Annotated in this window: 18 protein-coding genes and 6 pseudogenes; 14 read left to right on the forward strand and 10 right to left on the reverse strand. The window is 64.7% G+C overall.

Going from position 1 to position 17,818, the window contains the following annotated elements; translation table 11 throughout:
- Window positions 1-210: 210 nt before the first annotated feature.
- A complete protein-coding gene (locus tag ASG32_RS03580; RefSeq protein WP_056522729.1) occupies window positions 211-1,023 on the reverse strand; it encodes a hypothetical protein in 813 nt (270 codons plus the stop codon).
- A 199-nt stretch (window positions 1,024-1,222) separates the two neighbouring features.
- Between ASG32_RS03580 and ASG32_RS03585 the strand changes: the two genes are divergently transcribed.
- Together ASG32_RS03585 and ASG32_RS03590 are read left to right on the forward strand one after the other, a co-directional pair.
- Window positions 1,223-2,269: IS256 family transposase (locus tag ASG32_RS03585; protein ID WP_244491810.1), on the forward strand; the 1,047-nt coding region annotated here is incomplete at its 3' end.
- Window position 2,270: 1 nt separating this feature from the next.
- A pseudogene (locus ASG32_RS03590) lies at window positions 2,271-2,699 on the forward strand (transposase); the annotation flags it as partial.
- Between the two features lie 31 nt (window positions 2,700-2,730).
- On the opposite strand, the pseudogene ASG32_RS34880 reads toward ASG32_RS03590, so the two are convergent.
- The 4 genes and pseudogenes from ASG32_RS34880 to ASG32_RS32115 form a co-directional block, all read right to left on the reverse strand.
- Window positions 2,731-2,928 (reverse strand): annotated as a pseudogene (locus ASG32_RS34880) (IS630 family transposase); the annotation flags it as partial.
- Window positions 2,929-2,999: 71 nt separating this feature from the next.
- Window positions 3,000-3,329: a hypothetical protein gene (locus ASG32_RS03595; RefSeq protein WP_056522737.1), complete on the reverse strand. Its 330-nt coding sequence runs from the start codon at window positions 3,327-3,329 to the stop codon at window positions 3,000-3,002.
- A 354-nt stretch (window positions 3,330-3,683) separates the two neighbouring features.
- A pseudogene (locus tag ASG32_RS32110) lies at window positions 3,684-4,016 on the reverse strand (transposase family protein); the annotation flags it as partial.
- A 112-nt stretch (window positions 4,017-4,128) separates the two neighbouring features.
- Entirely contained in the window at window positions 4,129-4,590 is a 462-nt protein-coding gene (locus ASG32_RS32115) for a MucR family transcriptional regulator (RefSeq protein ID WP_082557736.1), read from the reverse strand.
- A gap of 293 nt (window positions 4,591-4,883) precedes the next feature.
- Here ASG32_RS32115 and ASG32_RS32120 point away from each other — a divergent pair.
- Window positions 4,884-5,120 (forward strand): annotated as a pseudogene (locus ASG32_RS32120) (transposase); the annotation flags it as partial.
- 389 nt (window positions 5,121-5,509) lie between these two features.
- Here the strand turns inward: ASG32_RS32120 and ASG32_RS03600 are convergent.
- The 4 genes and pseudogenes from ASG32_RS03600 to ASG32_RS34895 all read right to left on the reverse strand — a co-directional run.
- Entirely contained in the window at window positions 5,510-6,232 is a 723-nt protein-coding gene (locus ASG32_RS03600) for a TetR/AcrR family transcriptional regulator (RefSeq protein ID WP_082557737.1), read from the reverse strand.
- Window positions 6,233-6,296: 64 nt separating this feature from the next.
- Window positions 6,297-6,554 carry a TetR/AcrR family transcriptional regulator C-terminal domain-containing protein gene (locus tag ASG32_RS34885; RefSeq protein WP_348271884.1) on the reverse strand — a complete coding sequence of 86 codons (258 nt, stop codon included), beginning with the start codon at window positions 6,552-6,554 and terminating at the stop codon, window positions 6,297-6,299.
- On the reverse strand, window positions 6,547-6,795 hold the full coding sequence (locus ASG32_RS34890; RefSeq protein ID WP_244491814.1) for a TCP11 family protein: 249 nt from the start codon (window positions 6,793-6,795) through the stop codon (window positions 6,547-6,549). Before ASG32_RS34890 ends, ASG32_RS34885 begins: the two co-directional genes overlap by 8 nt.
- A gap of 12 nt (window positions 6,796-6,807) precedes the next feature.
- Window positions 6,808-6,942: pseudogene (locus ASG32_RS34895) on the reverse strand (hypothetical protein); the annotation flags it as partial.
- Between the two features lie 132 nt (window positions 6,943-7,074).
- Between ASG32_RS34895 and ASG32_RS03610 the strand changes: the two are divergent.
- The 11 genes from ASG32_RS03610 (at window position 7,075) to ASG32_RS03660 (ending at window position 16,228) form a co-directional block, all read left to right on the forward strand.
- Window positions 7,075-8,493 (forward strand): MFS transporter, encoded by a 1,419-nt coding sequence (locus ASG32_RS03610; RefSeq protein ID WP_082557738.1) that lies wholly within the window; start codon window positions 7,075-7,077, stop codon window positions 8,491-8,493.
- 13 nt (window positions 8,494-8,506) lie between these two features.
- Window positions 8,507-9,298, forward strand: a complete 792-nt coding sequence (locus ASG32_RS03615; protein WP_056522740.1) for a creatininase family protein — start codon at window positions 8,507-8,509, stop codon at window positions 9,296-9,298.
- A gap of 39 nt (window positions 9,299-9,337) precedes the next feature.
- Window positions 9,338-10,210 (forward strand): MBL fold metallo-hydrolase, encoded by an 873-nt coding sequence (locus ASG32_RS03620; protein ID WP_056522743.1) that lies wholly within the window; start codon window positions 9,338-9,340, stop codon window positions 10,208-10,210.
- 58 nt (window positions 10,211-10,268) lie between these two features.
- Window positions 10,269-10,655 (forward strand): Rid family hydrolase, encoded by a 387-nt coding sequence (locus ASG32_RS03625; protein ID WP_056522746.1) that lies wholly within the window; start codon window positions 10,269-10,271, stop codon window positions 10,653-10,655.
- Between the two features lie 163 nt (window positions 10,656-10,818).
- Window positions 10,819-12,168, forward strand: coding sequence for an MFS transporter (locus tag ASG32_RS03630; RefSeq protein WP_056522749.1), 1,350 nt, complete (start codon window positions 10,819-10,821; stop codon window positions 12,166-12,168).
- 23 nt (window positions 12,169-12,191) lie between these two features.
- Window positions 12,192-13,247 carry a dipeptidase gene (locus ASG32_RS03635; RefSeq protein ID WP_056522752.1) on the forward strand — a complete coding sequence of 352 codons (1,056 nt, stop codon included), beginning with the start codon at window positions 12,192-12,194 and terminating at the stop codon, window positions 13,245-13,247.
- A 131-nt stretch (window positions 13,248-13,378) separates the two neighbouring features.
- A complete protein-coding gene (locus ASG32_RS03640; protein ID WP_056522755.1) occupies window positions 13,379-13,609 on the forward strand; it encodes a hypothetical protein in 231 nt (76 codons plus the stop codon).
- 101 nt (window positions 13,610-13,710) lie between these two features.
- The gene (locus ASG32_RS03645; protein WP_056522759.1) at window positions 13,711-14,376 is read left to right on the forward strand and encodes a response regulator; all 666 of its coding nucleotides are present in this window, start codon (window positions 13,711-13,713) and stop codon (window positions 14,374-14,376) included.
- Between the two features lie 302 nt (window positions 14,377-14,678).
- Window positions 14,679-15,197 (forward strand): cupin domain-containing protein, encoded by a 519-nt coding sequence (locus tag ASG32_RS03650; RefSeq protein ID WP_056522762.1) that lies wholly within the window; start codon window positions 14,679-14,681, stop codon window positions 15,195-15,197.
- A gap of 47 nt (window positions 15,198-15,244) precedes the next feature.
- Window positions 15,245-15,505 carry a hypothetical protein gene (locus ASG32_RS03655; protein WP_056522765.1) on the forward strand — a complete coding sequence of 87 codons (261 nt, stop codon included), beginning with the start codon at window positions 15,245-15,247 and terminating at the stop codon, window positions 15,503-15,505.
- Between the two features lie 27 nt (window positions 15,506-15,532).
- Window positions 15,533-16,228, forward strand: coding sequence for a VIT family protein (locus ASG32_RS03660; protein ID WP_056522769.1), 696 nt, complete (start codon window positions 15,533-15,535; stop codon window positions 16,226-16,228).
- Window positions 16,229-16,492: 264 nt separating this feature from the next.
- Here ASG32_RS03660 and ASG32_RS03665 read toward each other — a convergent pair.
- Window positions 16,493-17,740: pseudogene (locus ASG32_RS03665) on the reverse strand (IS3 family transposase).
- Window positions 17,741-17,818 lie beyond the last annotated feature (78 nt).

The raw sequence follows: 17,818 nt of genomic DNA on the forward strand, positions 1-17,818 counted from the left end.
CTGCGCTCGCCCGACCGGCTCCCGCGGCCAAGCTACCCGTAGAGCAGAGGCCGACCCTGCACTAATTTTGAACTCGGACCACCTCGTGGGGGCAGGTCATGATCGCCGTCGTCCTCATGATCAATATCCCATACGATGTGGCTCTGAATGTATGGGATATTGATCATTTTTACGACAGTCTGACGTAGGGTAGGTCGACGCCGTACCGAGCTACCCGTCGTGCTCTTCCATGATGCCAGCCGGGTACCCTCTGGCGATCTGTGGGTAGACCTCGTCTCCCTCCGTATGGACCGCGAGAACGGCTTCCGGCCCGAGAGCGCGAACGACCTGTAGGTCGAGGTGCTCCCTGGTGACCTTGCATCCAAGCGACATCGCGAACGTGCGCGCCACGGCTTTGGCAGCCGAGTACGCCTCCGTGCCGGCATCAAGGGGAGTAGCGATCTCTAGCACTCGCGGCCTGCCAATCCTGGCTAGCGAGGCTTGGAGATCGGCATTCTGGACACGCCAGTAGATAGATTCGCCTCCCCAACTGCGCAGAAGCGGAGTGACGTCGCTCCGGGTGACCGGCAGCGGCTGCGACACCGTCCAGAATTTGCCGGTCCGCCCGCCCATCTCGTCGTGATGGAAAGGGCTATCCGAGAACAGCACGTCGGCCACTTCCGGCGTGATCTCCCCCGCGGCCACGAGGCTGTCCAGCCGGCGCCGGATCATCTCAAGGTTCGATGGGTAAATGCCTCGCTGGCGCAACAGCTTGACCTCGGCGTCGGTCATGCGCGTGTAGTGCCATCCACGGACCGACCTGGCCGCCATCACGGGTGTGAGGACATCCTCGACGAAATGGGTGTAGGCGCGGCCGTGCGGATTTTCCCGGAGGGAGTCCTTATTGTCCGGAGCACAGTACGCTTCGTAATTCGCACGCTCCGTCATGAAGTAGTCCCGGATCATCCCGGCTGCGCTGCGAAGCTCCGCCATCAGCTCGTCAACGAAAGTCTTGTCCCAGAGATCGATCGGGGCGCCGGGCATGGACTTATTCTCTCGTGATAGCCTGTGTCGGGTGCAGAGGGCGCATCGAAGGGCCGGAGCTATGCGGGAGATTGGGTGACGACGGTGTGTTGAAGGCGGCGTATCGAGGCGGGTGTCGAAGCCTGCCAGAACCTCTCAGCGAGAGCGATACGCCATGGAGACACCTACCAACATCGTCCGGCTTCGTCAGCCTTAGGAGATCGACGATCCCCTGACCGAGGTGCTGCGCAGCGGCGCCCGCCGCCTGCTCGCCCAAGCTGTCGAGATGGAGGCGGACGCGTTCCTGAGTGCGATGCAGGACCTGCGGCTGCCGGACGGACGCGCACGCCTCGTGCGGCACGGCCATGGCCCGGAGCGAGCGATCCAGGCCGGCATCGGCCCGGTACCCGTGGCGCGCGTTCGCGTCCGGGACCGTGGCGCGAGCGGGTCTGAGGACCGGATCCGGTTCACCTCGACGCTCCTGCCGAAATGGGCGCGGCGGACCCGCAGCCTGGATGCGTTGCTGCCGGTGCTGTACCTACGCGGTGTCTCGACCGGCGACTTCCAGGAGGCGCTGGCCGCCCTGCTGGACCGTGACGCCCCGAACCTCTCGCCGGCCGTCATCGCCCGGCTGACCGCGACCTGGGCAGACGAGTATGCCCGCTGGCAGGGTCGCGACCTCTCGGCTCGCCGCTACGCCTACGTCTGGGCCGACGGCGTCTACCTGCAGGCCCGGATGGAGGACCAGGCCGAGTGCATGCTCGTGCTGATCGGGGCGACGCCCGAGGGCCGGAAGGAGCTCGTCGGCTTCCAGGTGGGCGTGCGCGAGAGTGCCCAGAGCTGGCGGGAGCTGCTCGTCGACGTGAAGCGGCGCGGGCTGTCGATCGCGCCCGAGATCGCGGTCGGCGACGGCGCTCTCGGCTTCTGGCGGGCGCTGGACGAGGTCTTCCCCGGCACCGCTCACCAGCGGTGTTGGGTCCACAAGACGGCCAACGTCCTCGACAAGGTGCCGAAGTCCATCCAGCCGSCGATGAAGGCGGACTTGCGCGAGATCCACGGCGCGCCGACCCGGGCGGCAGCCGAGGTGGCGCTGACCGTCTTCGTCGAGAAATACGGGGCCAAGTACCCCCGCGCCGCTGCCTGCCTGACCAAGGATCGGGAGGCGCTGGCGTTCTACGACTTCCCGGCCGAGCACTGGGATCACCTGCGCAGCTCGAACCCGATCGAGAGCGTGTTCGCTACGGTGCGGCATCGGACCGTGCGGACCNATGAGGCCCTTGCCGGTACCGACGACCAGGTGGGAGATCCACGGCGCGCCGACCCGGGCGGCGGCCGAGGCGGCGCTGGCCGTCTTCGTCGAGAAGTACGGGGCCAAGTCCCCTCGGGCCGCCGCCTGCCTGACCAAGGATCGTGACAGGCTGTTGGCGTTCTACGACTTCCCGGCCGAGCACTGGGATCACCTGCGCAGCTCGAACCCGATCGAGAGCGTGTTCGCTACGGTGCGGCATCGGACCGTGCGGACCAAAGGGGCGCTCTCGGCCACGACCGCCAAGCTGATGGTGTTCAAGCTGGTGAWGGCGGCGTCGAAAACCTGGCGCCGGCTGAAGAGCGAAAACCAGTTGCCGAAGGTCGTCGCCGGCGTCATCTTCCGCGACGGGACCGAGGTTGTCGCGAGCCCAGATCACCGCGCCGCCTGACCGCTGCCGTCACCTAAAATCCTGCATAGCTCGCCTCGATCTCCAGTGAACGCTGATCGCCGCCGCGTGGCCGTGGCGCGACCCGCTCCTCCCGCCGTAAGCGTCCCGCCCAGCGGCTGACGCTCGTCGCACTCACCCGGAAGCGGGCGGCCGCCCCGTGGCAGGACACTCCCTCCGCCATCGCGGCGTGGACGCGCTCACGTAGATCGATCGACAGGGCTAACGGCATCGAAGCTTCCTCGGCCTATCAACGCCTCACCCAAACCATATTGCAGATTGGTCGGGCGCTCCTCTACCGCCTCAATGGATCGAGAGGCTTGAGCGCCAAGCCTCCAAAATCCGGATCAGCTCGTCGCTTCGAGCAATCCCTTCAATAGTCACCGCGCTCAAATCCGCGTTAACGCCGTCGAGTTCAACGATCCCAGTCGACGGACGTCCTTGCAAATCCTCGAGCACCACGGCGAATTTGGCTCGTTGCTCACGGACATGGATCAGGAGCACCTCTCGCTGAGCCGCCGTGAGGGTCGCCGCACGTCCATTGGCCAACAGCTCTGCTGCGAGTGTGTAGAAACGCGCCATCGCTGCAGTCTCATCGCTTTTGCGTCGAAGCGGGATGATCTTGTCGGTCATCGTGCTGGCTTCCGGTTCGCCCGTTCTTGGGTGCGGCCGTCATTTCAGCCAAGAGCGCGGCTTGACGCATCTGCCGTGCCGCACCGTCAATCTATACGTTCGTATATCGCTGGCGGATCGTGAGACATTGACCCGAAGCTGTTCGCTGTCGTCAGACCGGCATATGTGAACGGTACGCAGGGTGACCGCGGCGCCGATGGCAGTACCGGTCTTCCGGCTCCTAGGCAGATGTAGCAAGGCATGCAGCACGCGGCGACGAGCATATTCTAGGCTATGAATATGACTTCAAAAACACAAATGTATCGCGATGTTGGCGGAAAACCATGGTTCGCGACATCGAGTACTGTCGTCGCCGCGCTGCTGCGCTTTGGCCAGACGTCGGGTTCGTTGGGCGTGCGGAGCCAGAAGAGAAGAGGTAGGAAGGCAGAATGTGCGTCGAGGACAGGAGGGGTTGCGGCAGCGCAGACGCCGGATGGTGAGGTCGAGCCGAACGGCTCGTCCAACGGAGGGTAGATCGGCGGGGTGCCGCTGATAGGAGCAGTCACGGGCGGTGCTCGGCGAGCCGCAATCGGGACATCGTCCTGGGCAGGGGCAGCCGCGAACGTGCATCACAACGCTCGCCTCATGCCCGTCTTCGATGGAGAGTACCCGGAAGCCAGGAACCTCGTGCAGCCGCGCCATCGCCAAGCTCCGTCCTTCTCACACGAACGGAGAACGCGCGGGGAAGCCACACGAAATGACGAAGAGCCACTTTCACGGGGCAAGTCCCCAGGTGGCGGATCGCAGACTTCCAGATGGTTCACGGGGCCGCGGTCCTGCGTTTGAAGCCGACTTCAGCCATGGCTCCAGGAGTACCCAAGCCAATCTCCTTAGCAATCTCGGAGCGTCGGGCGGCGTAGCTCGGTGCGACCATTGGATAATCCGCTGGAAGTCCGAAGCGCTCGCGGTAGCGACGCGGATCGAGGCCGTGGGTGGTCAAGTGCCTCTTGAGCACCTTGTACGGCCTCCCGTCGATGAAGCTGACGATCCCGTCGCTCCCGACCGACTTCCGAATTTTGGCCGCCGTCGGTTTTTCAACCTGCTCGACCGGAATTTGGGCGGACCTGGCGCCTGATGTCAGCTCAACGAGCGATGCATGCATGCTGCGAATTAGATTTGGAAGTTCCGGTGCAGGGACGGAGTTGTTCGAGACATAGGCAGTCACCAGTTTGCTGACCAAATCGGTCGAACCTAAGCTGATCCGAGGAGTCGATTTCGACATATCACATGCTCCAATTGTGCGCCCTCGATCGCGACATGTGATGCCCTGCAGCAGTGCACAAGTTACAATTTGGCAATGCAGCGTTCCGCCACATCGGTCATAGGGTTGAAAATCCGGAATTATAGCTCAACACGCGAAGGAGATCGTTGATAACTATCAATTTGAGAGCAAATACGTCATGAGCTCACGGAATGCCAGATAAGCGCCTACAGTCAATGGGTGAGCCGATCATCGACCGGCGAGCTTTGGACCGGGTGGATTGTGAGGATCAGCCAGGACCGAAGGAATCGGACATGCGGCGAGGTCAGAAGACGAGCGCGGAGCAGGTGGTGCTGAAGCTGCGGCAGATCGAGGTGCAGACAGCCCAGGGCAAGAGTTCGTCACTGGCGTGCAAGGAGGCGGAGATCTCCGAGCAGATTTATTACCGCTGGCGCAAGGAGTACGGCGGTCTCCAAGTCGATCAGGCCAGGAAGATGAAGGACTTGGAGCGCGAGAACGCGCGGCTGCGGCGGCTGGTAGCCGGGGTAGCGAACCTGGAGGCGCCCCGCTCGGGCGTGATGAACCAGCTCACCGCTGCCACTGCCCCTCTACGAGGCTGCGGTCATCGAGCAGCGGAAGTTCCTCACCGAAGTGGACGCCTCGGATGCCCGGCAGGCCGGCGCGGAGGCCTGCAGCAAGGCCACCGGCGACCGTGCAACGCTCGAGGATGCCGCCTGCACCCTAGCCGGCCTGATCGGGGACACGAAGGCTCTGCTGGCGGCAAAGCGCGACTGGCGCGAGCGCGCGCACCGTATCCCTTCTTGTCGGACCGGACGGCAGCCGGATCAACGGTTAGGTCGTTTGCGCCAACGGTAGCGTGATCTGAGAACCACTTGCAGCGCGGTGCCGTCGATGCTGCCGCGTTCGCGAAACATTCGGCTTATCGCGGCGAGCGCCTCCTTGTAGGAGAACCCACCGAACGGGGCGGCGTCGAGTCGGATCGATGGTTCGCGAATCGAGCGAGGAAGGTCGCGACGGCCTCTTCCACGACGATTTCGTCACCCGGGTTCTCCGCCAGGGTGCCGACCGCCATCACGCTTGGCCAGATCACAAATTCCTGGATGAGTCCCATGAATTGCCGCGCCGCGAGGTTCGGATGCTCGCAGACCAGCAGGCCTTGCCCCGTCAGATCCGCCAGCACGCCCGCGAACGCCGCCACGAGCGGCGCCTTACCCGCTCGGTAGAAGGCCTCGGCAATCCAAGGAAGATGACGCGACTCGGCGATGACGAGACGCGTGAAGGCGATCTGATCGGTTTCGCGGACGAAACGCAGGAGCGCCTTCGCGAAGCCGCGCAGTGCTTGGGTAGGTTCTGTCGCGCTGGCGTCCACCGAGGACGGTACCATCGCGGCGACCTCCGCCCGGATCGTGTCCCAATGGCGGTCGACAACCGCGCGGAACACCGCGTCCTTGCTTCCGAATTGGTTGTAGACAGTCTGGCGCGACACCCCCGCCGCACGACCGACCTGCTCTAGGCTCACAGCCTCGTAGCCGGATTCGAGGAACAGCCGCCGGGCCGCGTCGAGGATCGCGACCGGCGTGCCGGCCCCATCATCCGCTCCCACTGGATCCAACCTTCGAACCGTCGCGCTACGCCGTGCCATGCCGCTAACCTACTTTACCGTCAAGTCAATATTCCCGTACCTTGGTTCAGATGGCCATGTCGGATCAGTGGGGTGCATAGCGGGCCAGGAAGGTGGCGACAGCTTCCTCTACGATGAGGTCGTCGCCTGGATCATCCGTCAGGGAAGCCACCGCCATGACACTCGGCCAGATCGCGAATTGCTGGAATAAGCCCATGAATTGCCGTGCCGCGAGCACGGGGCGGTCGCAGATCAGCAGTCCCCGGTCCGTCAGGACTGCCAGCACGTCCGCAAACGCCTCCACAAGCGACTTCTTGCCAGCCCGATAGAAGTCCTCAGCGATCCAGGGAAGACGGCTCGCCTCCGATTACGAGGCGCGTGAAAGCGATTTGATCCATCCTTTTGAGAAATTGGAAAATCGCCCGCGCGAAGGAGCACAAAATCTCGGCCAACTCAGTCGCCATGGCCGCAATGGCTGCCGAAAACGGCACAATCGCGGCGACCTCTGCCCGGATCGAGTCGCAATAGCGATCCATGACCGCGCGGAATACTGCGTCCTTGCTGTCGAAATGATTGTAGACCATCTGCCGCGACACACCTGCCGCGTGACTTACCTCTTCCCGGCTCCCAGCTTCGTAGCCAGCTTTGAGAAACAAGGAGCAGGCCGCGTCCAGGACCGCGCCCGACGTGCCGCCCCCCCTCCCCCGCCATCTGATCCACCCGCCAAGCATCCACGCTACGCTGAAACATGCACGCAACGTACTTTACTTTACTGTAAAGTCAATCTATGACGCTCGTCCCATCGAGTCGTCGCTCCCACGAAGGCAGGGGGATTACGGCCGCCCCCGACCTGGGAAAACGCCATGATCCAGAACATCGGCCATTCGGTTCTTCCCGCCGACCCAGCGGCACCCGCCATACCGAAACCAACCACTCTGCAGCCTGCCCCGCCTGGCCCTGCCGTCGCTTGGTATGGGGTCGCGGTCCTGTTCGTCGTACAGATCTTCTCGTTCGTCGACCGGCAGGCGCTCAGCCTGCTCATCGCGCCGATCAAGGCCGATCTTGGCATGAGCGACACCGAAGTCAGCCTCGTCATCGGGCTCGGCTTCGCCCAGGCCTACGCGGTCGCCAGTCTGCCGATCGGCCGTCTCGTGGACCGCGTCTCCCGCCCCGCGCTGCTCTCGGCAGGGCTCGCGCTGTGGTGCGGCTGCACCTTCCTGTGCGGATTCGTCCGGTCGTTCCCGCAGCTGGCGCTCGCGCGTTCCGGCGTCGGCATCGGCGAGGCGACCGGAACCCCGATCGTCGTGTCGCTGCTCGGTGACTGGTTCCCGCCGCACCGGCGCGGGCTCGCCTTCGCGGTCTTCGCCGTGTCGGCCTATGTCGGGACCGGGCTCGCGCTGGTGGCCGGCAGCGTCATCGTGCGCGCCTTCGAGGGCCTCGTGACGGTGGACGTTCCGGTGATCGGCCCGGTGCGCACATGGCAGTTCGTCTTCCTGCTGATCGGTCCGCCCGGCCTGCTCGTCATCCCGTTCGTGCTGTCGCTGTACGAGCCGCGGCGATCCCGCGCGGCGGGCGGCGCCGGAAGGACGGACGTCGTGGCGCCCGACCTTGGCCGCGTCGCCGCGCACTACCGGCGGCACTGGCGCGCCTTCGCGACCCAGCACGCGGCGAGCACCCTGCTGGCCATGCTGTTCTACGGCACCGGCGCCTGGGTGCCGGAATTTCTGCGCCGCACCTACGGCCTGCCGATCGCCCAGGGCGGGCTGTGGTTCGGCTGCGTTACCGTCACGGCGGGCGCTCTCGGCGTCCTCACCGGCGGCGCGATCTCCGACCGGATGCTCCGCGCCGGCCGGACCGACGCGCGGCTCCGGGTGACCGGGATCGCGGCGCTCTGCGCGCTGCCCTTCGCCGCTGCCTTCCCGCAGGCGGCGACGCCGACCCTCGCGCTCGCGCTGACAGGCGGCATGATCTTCTTCACGGCGGCGATCTCGACCACCGGCTCGACCGGCGTGCAGGAACTCGCCCCGGCGCGGATGCGCGGGACCGCCTCGGCGGTCTACCTGTTCGTGTTCAACGGTCTCGGCCTGTCGCTCGGCCCCACGGTGTTCGCGCTGCTGACCGACCGGGTCTTGGGCAACGAGGCGCTGCTGTGGCGGGCGCTCGCCGTCGGCGCGCCGGCCCTGGCGGTTCTGTCCGCGCTCGCCGCCTTCGCGGGTCTGCGGCCCTACCGCACCTGCGTGGCAGCAAACGCCGCATCGGCAGCGGACTCAACCCACGCTTGATAGGGAGGAACCCATGCATCCCTCGCACTCATCGTCTGAACCGACGCCCAAGGAGTCCGCCTGGAACCGCCTCACCGCCGAGGCCCTCAACGACCTCGCGTGTCGCGACGCGATCGTGCTGCTACCCGTGGCCTCGACCGAGCAGCACGGGCCGCACCTGCCGACCGGTGTGGATGACATCCTCGGCACCGCTTTCTGCCGGCGGACGGCCGAGCGGCTCGCCCCGGACCACCCGGTCGTAGTCGCGCCCACCCTGTGGTGCGGCTTGGCCGACCACCACGTCGCCTTCGGTGGCACCTTCACTCTTTCGCTCGCCACGTTCCACGCCGTGCTACGCGACCTGTGCCGGTCGATCCTCACGGCCGGCTTCCGGAAGATCCTGCTGGTGAACAGCCACGGCGGGAACATCAGCGCCCTCGCCTCGCTCGCAGTCGAACTGACACGCGAGCTGGACGCCCCCATCGCGACGACCACCTACTTCATGGAAGCGGCGGAGGCAGTGTCCGAGCTCCTGGAAGACCAGGGCAACGTGATGCACGCTTGCGAAGCTGAGACCGCGATGATGATGGCGCTCGAGCCCGGTCTCGTCGATGCGGCTCGCCTCCCCGAGGCGTACGGGCCGGCCTTCGACATAGCTGCGTCCCTGATGCCGACCCTGAAGCGCGTGCACGGCTGGCAGGAGGTCTCGCCCAGCGGCGTGGCCGGCGACGCACGGCGCGCCAGCGCGGCCAAGGGTGAGGCCGTGCTGGAGGCCTGCGCGACGGCACTGGCCGCACGTCTGCGCGCTGGCGAACCCTGGGCATGAAGAAACGGACGACAGCAAGTGGATGAAGGAGTTCTGACGATGAACAATGGGTCCGCCTTTCAGCAGATCGGTCAAGCCACGGTGGCGCGGATCTTCGAGATCAGCGCCACGTTCCCCGCAAGCAAGCTCCTGCCGGACTTCGATCCGGCCCTGGTTCGTCCAGACCCAGCGGATCGGTCACCTTCCGATCCCGAAGGCTCGCAGCTCAACGTGTCGATCCATTCCTGGCTAGTCCGGATCGGCAACCTGACTGTGCTGATCGACGCCGGGATCGGCAACGGCAAGCGGCGCTCATCCAAGCTGTTCGACCATCTCGCCACCCCCTGGCTCGACCGCTTGGCCGCCGCGGGAGCGCGTCCCGAGGACGTCACCCATGTTCTTCTGACGCACCTGCACACCGATCACGTCGGCTGGAACACGATACCGGGCAACGGCGGCTGGGTGCCGACCTTCCCGAACGCGCGCACGTACCTGCCCCGCCGCGGCTATGAGCTGTTCATGTCACTCGAGGGACGCGCACGGCCGAACTATGACATGTTTGCCGACAGCGTCCTGCCGGTCATCGCGGCGGGACGGGCGGAGTTCGTGTCGCCGGAAGGGGGCGAAGTGCTCGCCGGGTTCACCTATCTGCCGACGCCAGGGCACAGCCCCGACCACATGTCGATCCTTCTGAACTCCGACGGCCAGGAGGCCCTGTTCGCGGGCGACGTGCTGCACAATCCGGTACAGGTCACGCACCCGGACTGGTGCTCGATGTACTGCGAAAGCCACGAGGAAGCACGCCGGTCCCGGCAGCGCATGCTCGAGCTTGCGGCCGATCGGAACATCCCCTGGTTCAGCTCGCACTGTGCGGAAACCTCGATCGGGACCGTCAGTAGGGACGGCGACCACTTCGCGTGGACATTCCGCTGAGAAGGACGCCTGCGCTGACTCGTTCCCGTTACCAAACGCTTCTCAGGACATCGACCACATGACCGACCTCGTCCGCTTCGCTTCACCTCTGCCGGCCCCACTCTCGAAGGCCGTGCGCGCCGGCGACCTGCTGTTCCTGTCCGGCCAGACGCCCAGGAACCTTGACCTGACGCCTGTGGCCGGAAGCATCGAGGCGCAGACGACCGCCGTCATCGAAGCGATCCAAGCCACGCTTGCCGAGTTCGAGCTCGACCTGTCCGCGGTCATCCGCTGCACGGTGTGGCTGTCCGACCTCGGCCTCATGCAACGGTTCAACGCGGTCTATGCGTCCTACTTCGGTCCTCACCTCCCGGTTCGCAGCACGGTCGAGGCCAAACTTGTTGGCGGCGTCGACGTGGAGATCGAGGTGACGGCTCTGGCGGCAGCTCCGACATTGGGGAGGTGAGACGCGTTGGCCTGAGAGGGCTCGGGGCGGATCTTTAGAACCGTCTATCGCCCAACCGCGTCGGCTCAAGCAGCCTTCGCACCTAATACTTTACTGTACTGTCGATCACACATTCAAGCGGAGAGACGCCGATCCGCCCTCCAAACTTCGATTGAGGGGTTCCATGACATCGCCTGCCTCAGCCACCAAAGACGCCACGTTGGAGCGACTTTACTCCAAGATAACGTGGCGGCTGCTGCCCTTCCTGACCCTGTGCTACATGTTCGCATTCCTGGACAGGATCAATGTCGGCTTCGCCAAGCTGCAGATGCAGGCCGATCTGGGCTTTTCCGATGCAGTCTACGGTACCGGTGCCGGAATATTTTTCATCGGCTACGTGATCTTCGAGATCCCGAGCAATCTGCTTCTTTCCAAAATCGGTGCTCGCAAGACGCTGGCGAGGATCATGATCCTCTGGGGGCTCGTCTCAGCCGGGATGATGTTCGTCCATGACGCGACGACGTTCTACGCGCTGCGCTTCCTGCTCGGCGTCTTCGAAGCCGGGTTCGCGCCCGGCATGATCCTCTATCTCACTTACTGGTACGCGCCGTCGCGGATGGCCCGCGTGATGGCAGTCGTCATGGCCGCGGGGCCGATCGGCGGATCCCTGGGCGGTCCCCTGTCCGGATGGGCCATGTCGGCGCTCGACGGTTTCCATGGACTACAGGGCTGGCAGTGGATGTTCCTTGTGGAAGGACTGCCTTGCACGGTGCTGGGCGTCATAACGTACCTGACCCTGACGGACCGGCCCGAACAGGCCAGATGGCTCGATGATCGCGAGAAGGCGATCCTGGCGTCGGACCTGACGGCGGCGGACCGATCCGCGAGTCACGGCTCGCTACTCAAGGCCGTGCGCGATCCGCGGGTGATAGGCATCGCCTTCAGCAATTTCTGCGTGATCTGCGGCATCTATACGGTCAGTTTCTGGCTACCGACGATCCTGAGCGCGGCGGGCATGACCGGCACGACCGCCATCGGTCTGGTCTCGGCTCTTCCCTATATCGCCGCGCTGGTGGCGATGCGGCTCCTGTGTCTCAGTTCCGATCGGCGCCGGGAGCGCCGTTGGCACAGCGCCCTGTGCGGCTTCGTGGGTGCCGCGGCGCTCCTGGGCGCGACGCTCTACCCGCATACCCTCGCCGCGGCGCTACCCGCAATCACGCTCGCGACCGCGATGATGTGGGCTTCGTACACGGTGCTCTGGGCCATCCCCGCCGACTACCTCGATGCCGGGTCAGCACCTGGCGGCATCGCCTTCGTCAACGTCGTCGGCGTCCTCGGCGGCTTCTTCAGCCCGATCATCATCGGTGGGGTGAAGACGGCGACGGGCAGCATGGCCGCGGGCATGTCGGTGATGATCGCCCTGCTGATCGCGGGATCGATCGTGATGCTTGCAAACCGACTGCCTCGACCCAGCCGCATTCAGCGTTACGTGAGTGACGAATGCGTTCCGGCCGCAAGCAACTCCCAGTCGTAAGCTCAAGCCCGGAGATATCGAAAATGAATACCCCAGTAAAATTTTTCGACGGCCACAACGACACGCTGCTTCGCCTGTCCATGTACGAGCAGTCCGATCCAGAGCGGAGCTTTCTCGATGGGCGACCTGACGGACATATCGACCTGCCGCGGGCCAAGCGCGGCGGGATGTTGGGTGGCCTCTTCGCGCTGTACGCCCCGTCCAAGACCGGCTTGAGCTTCGATCATTTCCACGGCGCGTCATACGATTGCCCGCTGCCACCCGAAGTGTCGGTCCCCGACGCCCAGGAGATCATTCTGAAGCAGACGTCAATCCTCATGAGGATTGTGGCCGCGTCGGAGGGACAGGTTGTCGTGTGCCGCAACGTCGGCGAGATCCGATCCGCAATCGCTGCCGGCCGATTTGCGATCGTGCTCCACCTGGAGGGCGCGGAGGCGATCGACGGGGATCTGCACGCGCTGTATGTCCTGCACGCTGCGGGCCTGCGGTCCCTAGGGCCGGTCTGGAGCCGGACCACCATCTTCGGCTACGGCGTCCCGATGCGCTTTCCGAGTTCACCCGATACTGGGCCTGGACTCACACCGGCCGGCGTCGAACTCGTCAAGACCTGCAACCGCCTGCGCATCCTCGTCGACCTGTCGCACCTCACGGAACAAGGCTTCTGGGACGTCGCTCGGCTGTCCGAAGCACCCCTCGTAGCGACCCATTCGAACGCGCACGAGATCTGCCAATCCTCGCGCAACCTGACGGACCGGCAACTCGACGCGATCCGGGACAGCGACGGCATGGTCGGCCTGAACTTGGCCACATGCTTCCTGCGGCCGGATGGTCAAATGCTGGCCGACACCGATCTGGACATCGTCGTGCGTCACGTCGAGCAACTCATTGAGCGTCTCGGCGAGACACGCGTCGGCCTTGGGTCGGATTTCGACGGAGCGGTCGTTCCAAACGATATCGGCTCGGTAGCCGGAGCGCAGGCGATCTTCCAGGCGCTGTCCGCCCGTGGGTTCGGGAGCGACCTTCTTCGGAAGTTTGCCATCGAGAACTGGATCCGAGTCCTGCAACAAACCATCGGTTGATCCCACACGGCGTCAACCCAAGTCGAAATCGTTCCTCGTCTGTGGCGAGGAAGACAGGCAGCATCAGCTTACGCAGCATCTCGGCGTTGCGGAGCCACAGGTTTCTATTGACCGCAAGGAAGGCAGTAACAATGGCCGACCATGCGAACATCGCATCCGAAGTGCCGGCACGCGAGGTGCGGTTCACGACGGTATCGGACGACGAGTGGCGGGTGAGGCGGATCGCGTCCGGTATGCCCGCGGACTATGCTGAAATGCTTCTCGGCGTTTTCCAGGCAGCGCGCGCGGGCGAGCTCGTGGCGACCGATCCGATGCTGCAGACTCTGCTAGGCGCCCGCAACTCGGGATCCGAGATCTGCTGACGGCATCGCGCCCGTAACGCTCGGAGCATCGGAAACCTGTTCAAGATCGTGGCGGCGGGCACCGTGTTCGCCTTCGCCCTTCCCCTGACGGAGGCCGCGGCATGACCCCGAACACGGACGGCATCGTGTATGTCGTCGACGACGACTGGCGCATCTGCGAGGCGCTAGAAGAGCTGATGGCCGCGAGCGGTTTGGCCGCGCTCACCTTCCCGTCGATCAGCGCCTACCTGCAGCACGCCCGGGTCGACACGCCGGGTTGCCTCGTCCTGGACGTCGATCTGCCGGACCTGAACGGCCTCGATTTCCAGGAGCAGCTTGAATCAAAACTCAAGGCCGCGCACCCACCGATCGTATTCATCACCGGCTACGGCGACATTCCGTCGACCGTCCGCGCTATCCGGCATGGAGCTGTCAACGTCCTGACCAAGCCCTACAACGACGTCGAGTTGCTGACCTCGATTCGCACGGCGCTCGAGCTGGACCGGACCGCCCGCGCGCAGCGCAAGGAACTGGAAGTTCTCCAGACGCGCTATGAGCGTCTCACGCCGCGCGAGCGCGAAGCGCTTCCCCTGATCGTCAGCGGGCTGTTGAACAAGCAGGCTGCTGCGGAGCTGGGCATCAGCGACGTGACCATGCAGATCCACCGCAGCAAGATCATGCAGAAAATGGCTGCGTCCTCGCTCGCGGAGCTCGTCCGCCTCGCCGACAGGTTGCAGGTCCCAATTCAGCACGCCCGACTAGAGAGGCGCTCGCAGATTGACGACTAACCTGAAAATCGGGCTTCGGCACCATCGTCAAGACGGCCGGCCAGAAAGCTGGACGGACGCGACCAATCGCGTCCGAAAACCGAAGACACCTTCCGGACAAGTATGCCGGATGTCTGGACGATGCGGAATCATAGATTTCTATGATTGCGAGGCTGAGAGATGCCCTGAATCATGCTTCCTACGGGACGATCCGCGTAGGTCTTAATGGAACACCGTTCGCCGACAACAACTTGCGCCGGACCGGCCTTCGGAAGCTCGGGACGAGAGATCGGGCGATCATAAAGCTCGACGGGAGGACACCGATGGTCGATCTTATTGCAAACCGACGCGACCTGCTGCTCGCCCCCTTGGTCGCCGCTGCCGCATCCGAGTTCGGGACCGGTCCGGCGCATGCGGCCGGCGTTGATCCGTCACAGACCATCATCAAGTTGCCGGATCAGATTCCGTGGCAGCCCCTCTACAACTTCCCGCCGGGCATGGCCGAGCAGGCGCCGATGTTCGGTCAGACCGGCGCACCGGGACAATACTTCGTTCTGATCCGATGGCATCCGGGCTACATGAGCGCGCCGCACTGGTACGAGACCGACCGGCTCTGCGTCGTCCTGTCCGGAACTTGGTACGTCGCCAGCGGCGAGGATTTCGCACCGGACGCGACCGTGCCGGTTCCGGCAGGCTCGTTCGTCCATCGGGTCGCGAAGACGCCGCACTACGACGGCGTCAAAGCCGGCATCAACGATCCCGCGATCATCGCGATCAGCGGGATCGGACCGATCCACTACCACCTTACCGATCCGAACAAGCCGGGCTGGCGCAAAGTCTAAGGCATCGCAAGCTTCGTCCGATGATCCAGCAGCGGGAGAGAACCCACATGCGCCTCCATCTCCTGACAGGACTGTGTCTGGCCGCCGTCGCGACTCCGTCCCTGGCTCAGGTCCAGCAGAATAATCCCAACGCAGCCAACCGGTCCTTTGAAAACGACAGCAACGTGCGCAGCCTGCAGCAGGAGCAGACGACCCAGAGCGACACCTTGCAGATGAATTCGGAGCAGAATCTAAGTGCGACGCCTGCCCCCAACACCGGGCCGGACGCCATCGGTCCGAGGGGCGGGACGGGTGTCATCGGTCGCTGAGATCGGACGCGGTTTGGCACAATCGAGATGCGTCCCGTCCACGTCGAGAAGCACCTGATAAGCCGCATCGGCTGGCTTCGGGCTGCCGTGCTCGGCGCGAACGATGGACTCGTTTCGACCGCGAGCCTGATCGTAGGCGTGGCCGCCACCTCTGCCGGTACGGGTCAGATCCTACTGGCAGGCAGTGCCGGTCTCGTCGCGGGCGCGATGTCGATGGCGGCGGGCGAGTACGTCTCCGTGAGCTCCCAGGCCGATACCGAGCGGGCCGAACTCGATCGTGAGCGCCGCGAGCTGGCCGACGAGCCCGCCGCGGAGCGGGAGGAGCTCGCCCGGATCTACGTCGATCGCGGGCTCGAACATGCCTTGGCCTTGCAGGTCGCCGATCAGCTGACGGCCTTGGACGCACTTGGCGCCCATGCAAAGGATGAGCTCGGCATCTCGGAGATTACCTCGGTCCGTCCGGTTCAGGCGGCGATGACCTCAGCGGCGACCTTCTCGGCCGGCGCGGCCCTGCCACTTCTCGTGGCCGCAGCTTCCGCCGCATCCATCGCGGTCTACACGGTTTCGGCGGCCTCGCTCGCTTTCCTGGCGGTCCTCGGCGCCTTGGGTGCCAAGACCGGTGGCGCCCCGATCGCACGCGCGACGATGCGCGTGACATTCTGGGGAGCGCTGGCGATGACGGTCACCGCCGGCATCGGGAACGTCGTCGGCAGGGCGGTATGACTGACCGACCGCCGCCGAACGATCTTGTCGTGAGCCGCAAGGGGACCACGACTTATCAATCCTGGAGTGTAGCGTGATGAAGTTGCAGACCGCCGTGATGTGTGCCGCAATATCGCTCTCTCATGCGACATCTTCCAGCGCGCAGACGTCCCAGACCGACTTAGCGGATGTCCATGGCTCGGAGACGCTCCAGGTGCAGGGCGTCGGTGCGCAGATCTACGAGTGCAAGAAAGTGGACCAAGGCCGTCTTGGACTTGCTTCAGTTCAGTGGAGAGCGGTTTGGTGGGCGATACCCCTCTCGAACTCAGTGGGGCTTTTGAAGCCCAGCGCCGAGTGACGGCGGCAGGGATTGTAGAAGCCATCGATGTAACGGGCCAGCGCGACGGTGGCCTCGGCTCGCGTCTGGAACGCGGTGCGCCAGACCAACTCGCTCTTCAGCGTCTTGAAGAACGTCTCGACCATCGCGTTATCATAACAATTTCCTTTGCCGGACATCGAGATTACGATGCCATGTCCTCGTAGTTCCGCCTGATACTCATTCGAACAGTACTGACTGCCGCGGTCGGAATGATGCAACAAACCTAGTCCGGGCTGCCGGACGACGAGGGCACGCCGCAGCGCGGTCAGCGCGAGTTCCTTGTGAAGCCGGTCGCCCGCCGCCCAGCCCACGACCCGTCGGGAGTACAGATCGAGGACCACCGCCAGGTACAACCAGCCCTCCCGCGTCCAGATGTAGGAGATGTCGCTTCCCCACTTCCGATCCGGTCCGGCCGCCGTGAAGTCCTGGTCGAGGTGGTTGGGCGCGACTGGAAAGGCGTGGCCGCTGTCCGTCGTGCGCCGGAAGCGCCGCGGCTGGCGGGCTTTGAGCCCGTTCTCCCGCATCAGCCGGGCCACGCGCCGCCGGCCTGCCGCCAGGCCCTGCTCGCGCAGCTCGTGGGTCATGCGCGGGCTGCCATACGTCTCGTGCGAGAGCGTGAAGGCGGATCGGACATGGGCGAGTAGCACGAGGTCCTCGCGCTGCCGCGTCGAGGCCGGACGGTTCTTCCAGGCGAAATAGCCGCTCGGACTGACATCGAGGACCTTGCACAGGCGCGCGACCGGGAAGTCCTTCTTCGCCGCGTCGACGAGGCGGAACCTCATCGACTTCCCTCCTTGGCGAAAAAAACAGGCGCGCGACCGGGAAGTCCTTCTTCGCCGCGTCGACGAGGCGGAACCTCATCGACTTCCCTCCTTGGCGAAAAAAGCCGTGGCCCGCTTCAGGATCTCTCGCTCCTGGCGTAGCACCTCGGTCTCGCGCCGCAGGCGCTTGAGCTCGGCGGCCATGTCCTCCTGCCGATCGGCCGGCGGGTTGTCCATCTCCCGCTCACGCCGGCCGTCGATCCAGTTGCGCAGCGTCGAGAGCCCGACGCCGAGATCGGCGGCGACCTCCCGGCGAGACCGCCCGCTCGTCTGCGCCAATCGCACCGCCTCAGCACGAAACTCAGGGGTAAAGGTTTGCTTCCGGTCTGCCATCGGAACCCTCCTCCTTCAGGAAAAGAGCTCTCCACTTTTGCGGAGCAAGNACCGCCTCAGCACGAAACTCAGGGGTAA

Source organism: Methylobacterium sp. Leaf361, from assembly GCF_001424445.1.
Lineage (GTDB): Bacteria > Pseudomonadota > Alphaproteobacteria > Rhizobiales > Beijerinckiaceae > Methylobacterium.

Excerpts from the sequence above, each read along its gene's own strand:
- ASG32_RS32115 (WP_082557736.1), bottom strand. The coding sequence starts at position 4,590 with ATGTCGAAATCGACTCCTCGGATCAGCTTAGGTTCGACCGATTTGGTC.
- ASG32_RS03650 (WP_056522762.1), top strand. The coding sequence starts at position 14,679 with ATGGTCGATCTTATTGCAAACCGACGCGACCTGCTGCTCGCCCCCTTG.
- ASG32_RS34890 (WP_244491814.1), bottom strand. The coding sequence starts at position 6,795 with ATGGTCTACAATCATTTCGACAGCAAGGACGCAGTATTCCGCGCGGTC.
- ASG32_RS03620 (WP_056522743.1), top strand. The coding sequence starts at position 9,338 with ATGAACAATGGGTCCGCCTTTCAGCAGATCGGTCAAGCCACGGTGGCG.
- ASG32_RS03610 (WP_082557738.1), top strand. The coding sequence starts at position 7,075 with ATGATCCAGAACATCGGCCATTCGGTTCTTCCCGCCGACCCAGCGGCA.
- ASG32_RS03615 (WP_056522740.1), top strand. The coding sequence starts at position 8,507 with ATGCATCCCTCGCACTCATCGTCTGAACCGACGCCCAAGGAGTCCGCC.
- ASG32_RS03660 (WP_056522769.1), top strand. The coding sequence starts at position 15,533 with ATGCGTCCCGTCCACGTCGAGAAGCACCTGATAAGCCGCATCGGCTGG.
- ASG32_RS03635 (WP_056522752.1), top strand. The coding sequence starts at position 12,192 with ATGAATACCCCAGTAAAATTTTTCGACGGCCACAACGACACGCTGCTT.
- ASG32_RS03630 (WP_056522749.1), top strand. The coding sequence starts at position 10,819 with ATGACATCGCCTGCCTCAGCCACCAAAGACGCCACGTTGGAGCGACTT.
- ASG32_RS03655 (WP_056522765.1), top strand. The coding sequence starts at position 15,245 with ATGCGCCTCCATCTCCTGACAGGACTGTGTCTGGCCGCCGTCGCGACT.
- ASG32_RS03625 (WP_056522746.1), top strand. The coding sequence starts at position 10,269 with ATGACCGACCTCGTCCGCTTCGCTTCACCTCTGCCGGCCCCACTCTCG.
- ASG32_RS03595 (WP_056522737.1), bottom strand. The coding sequence starts at position 3,329 with ATGACCGACAAGATCATCCCGCTTCGACGCAAAAGCGATGAGACTGCA.
- ASG32_RS03640 (WP_056522755.1), top strand. The coding sequence starts at position 13,379 with ATGGCCGACCATGCGAACATCGCATCCGAAGTGCCGGCACGCGAGGTG.
- ASG32_RS03645 (WP_056522759.1), top strand. The coding sequence starts at position 13,711 with ATGACCCCGAACACGGACGGCATCGTGTATGTCGTCGACGACGACTGG.
- ASG32_RS03600 (WP_082557737.1), bottom strand. The coding sequence starts at position 6,232 with ATGGCACGGCGTAGCGCGACGGTTCGAAGGTTGGATCCAGTGGGAGCG.
- ASG32_RS03580 (WP_056522729.1), bottom strand. The coding sequence starts at position 1,023 with ATGCCCGGCGCCCCGATCGATCTCTGGGACAAGACTTTCGTTGACGAG.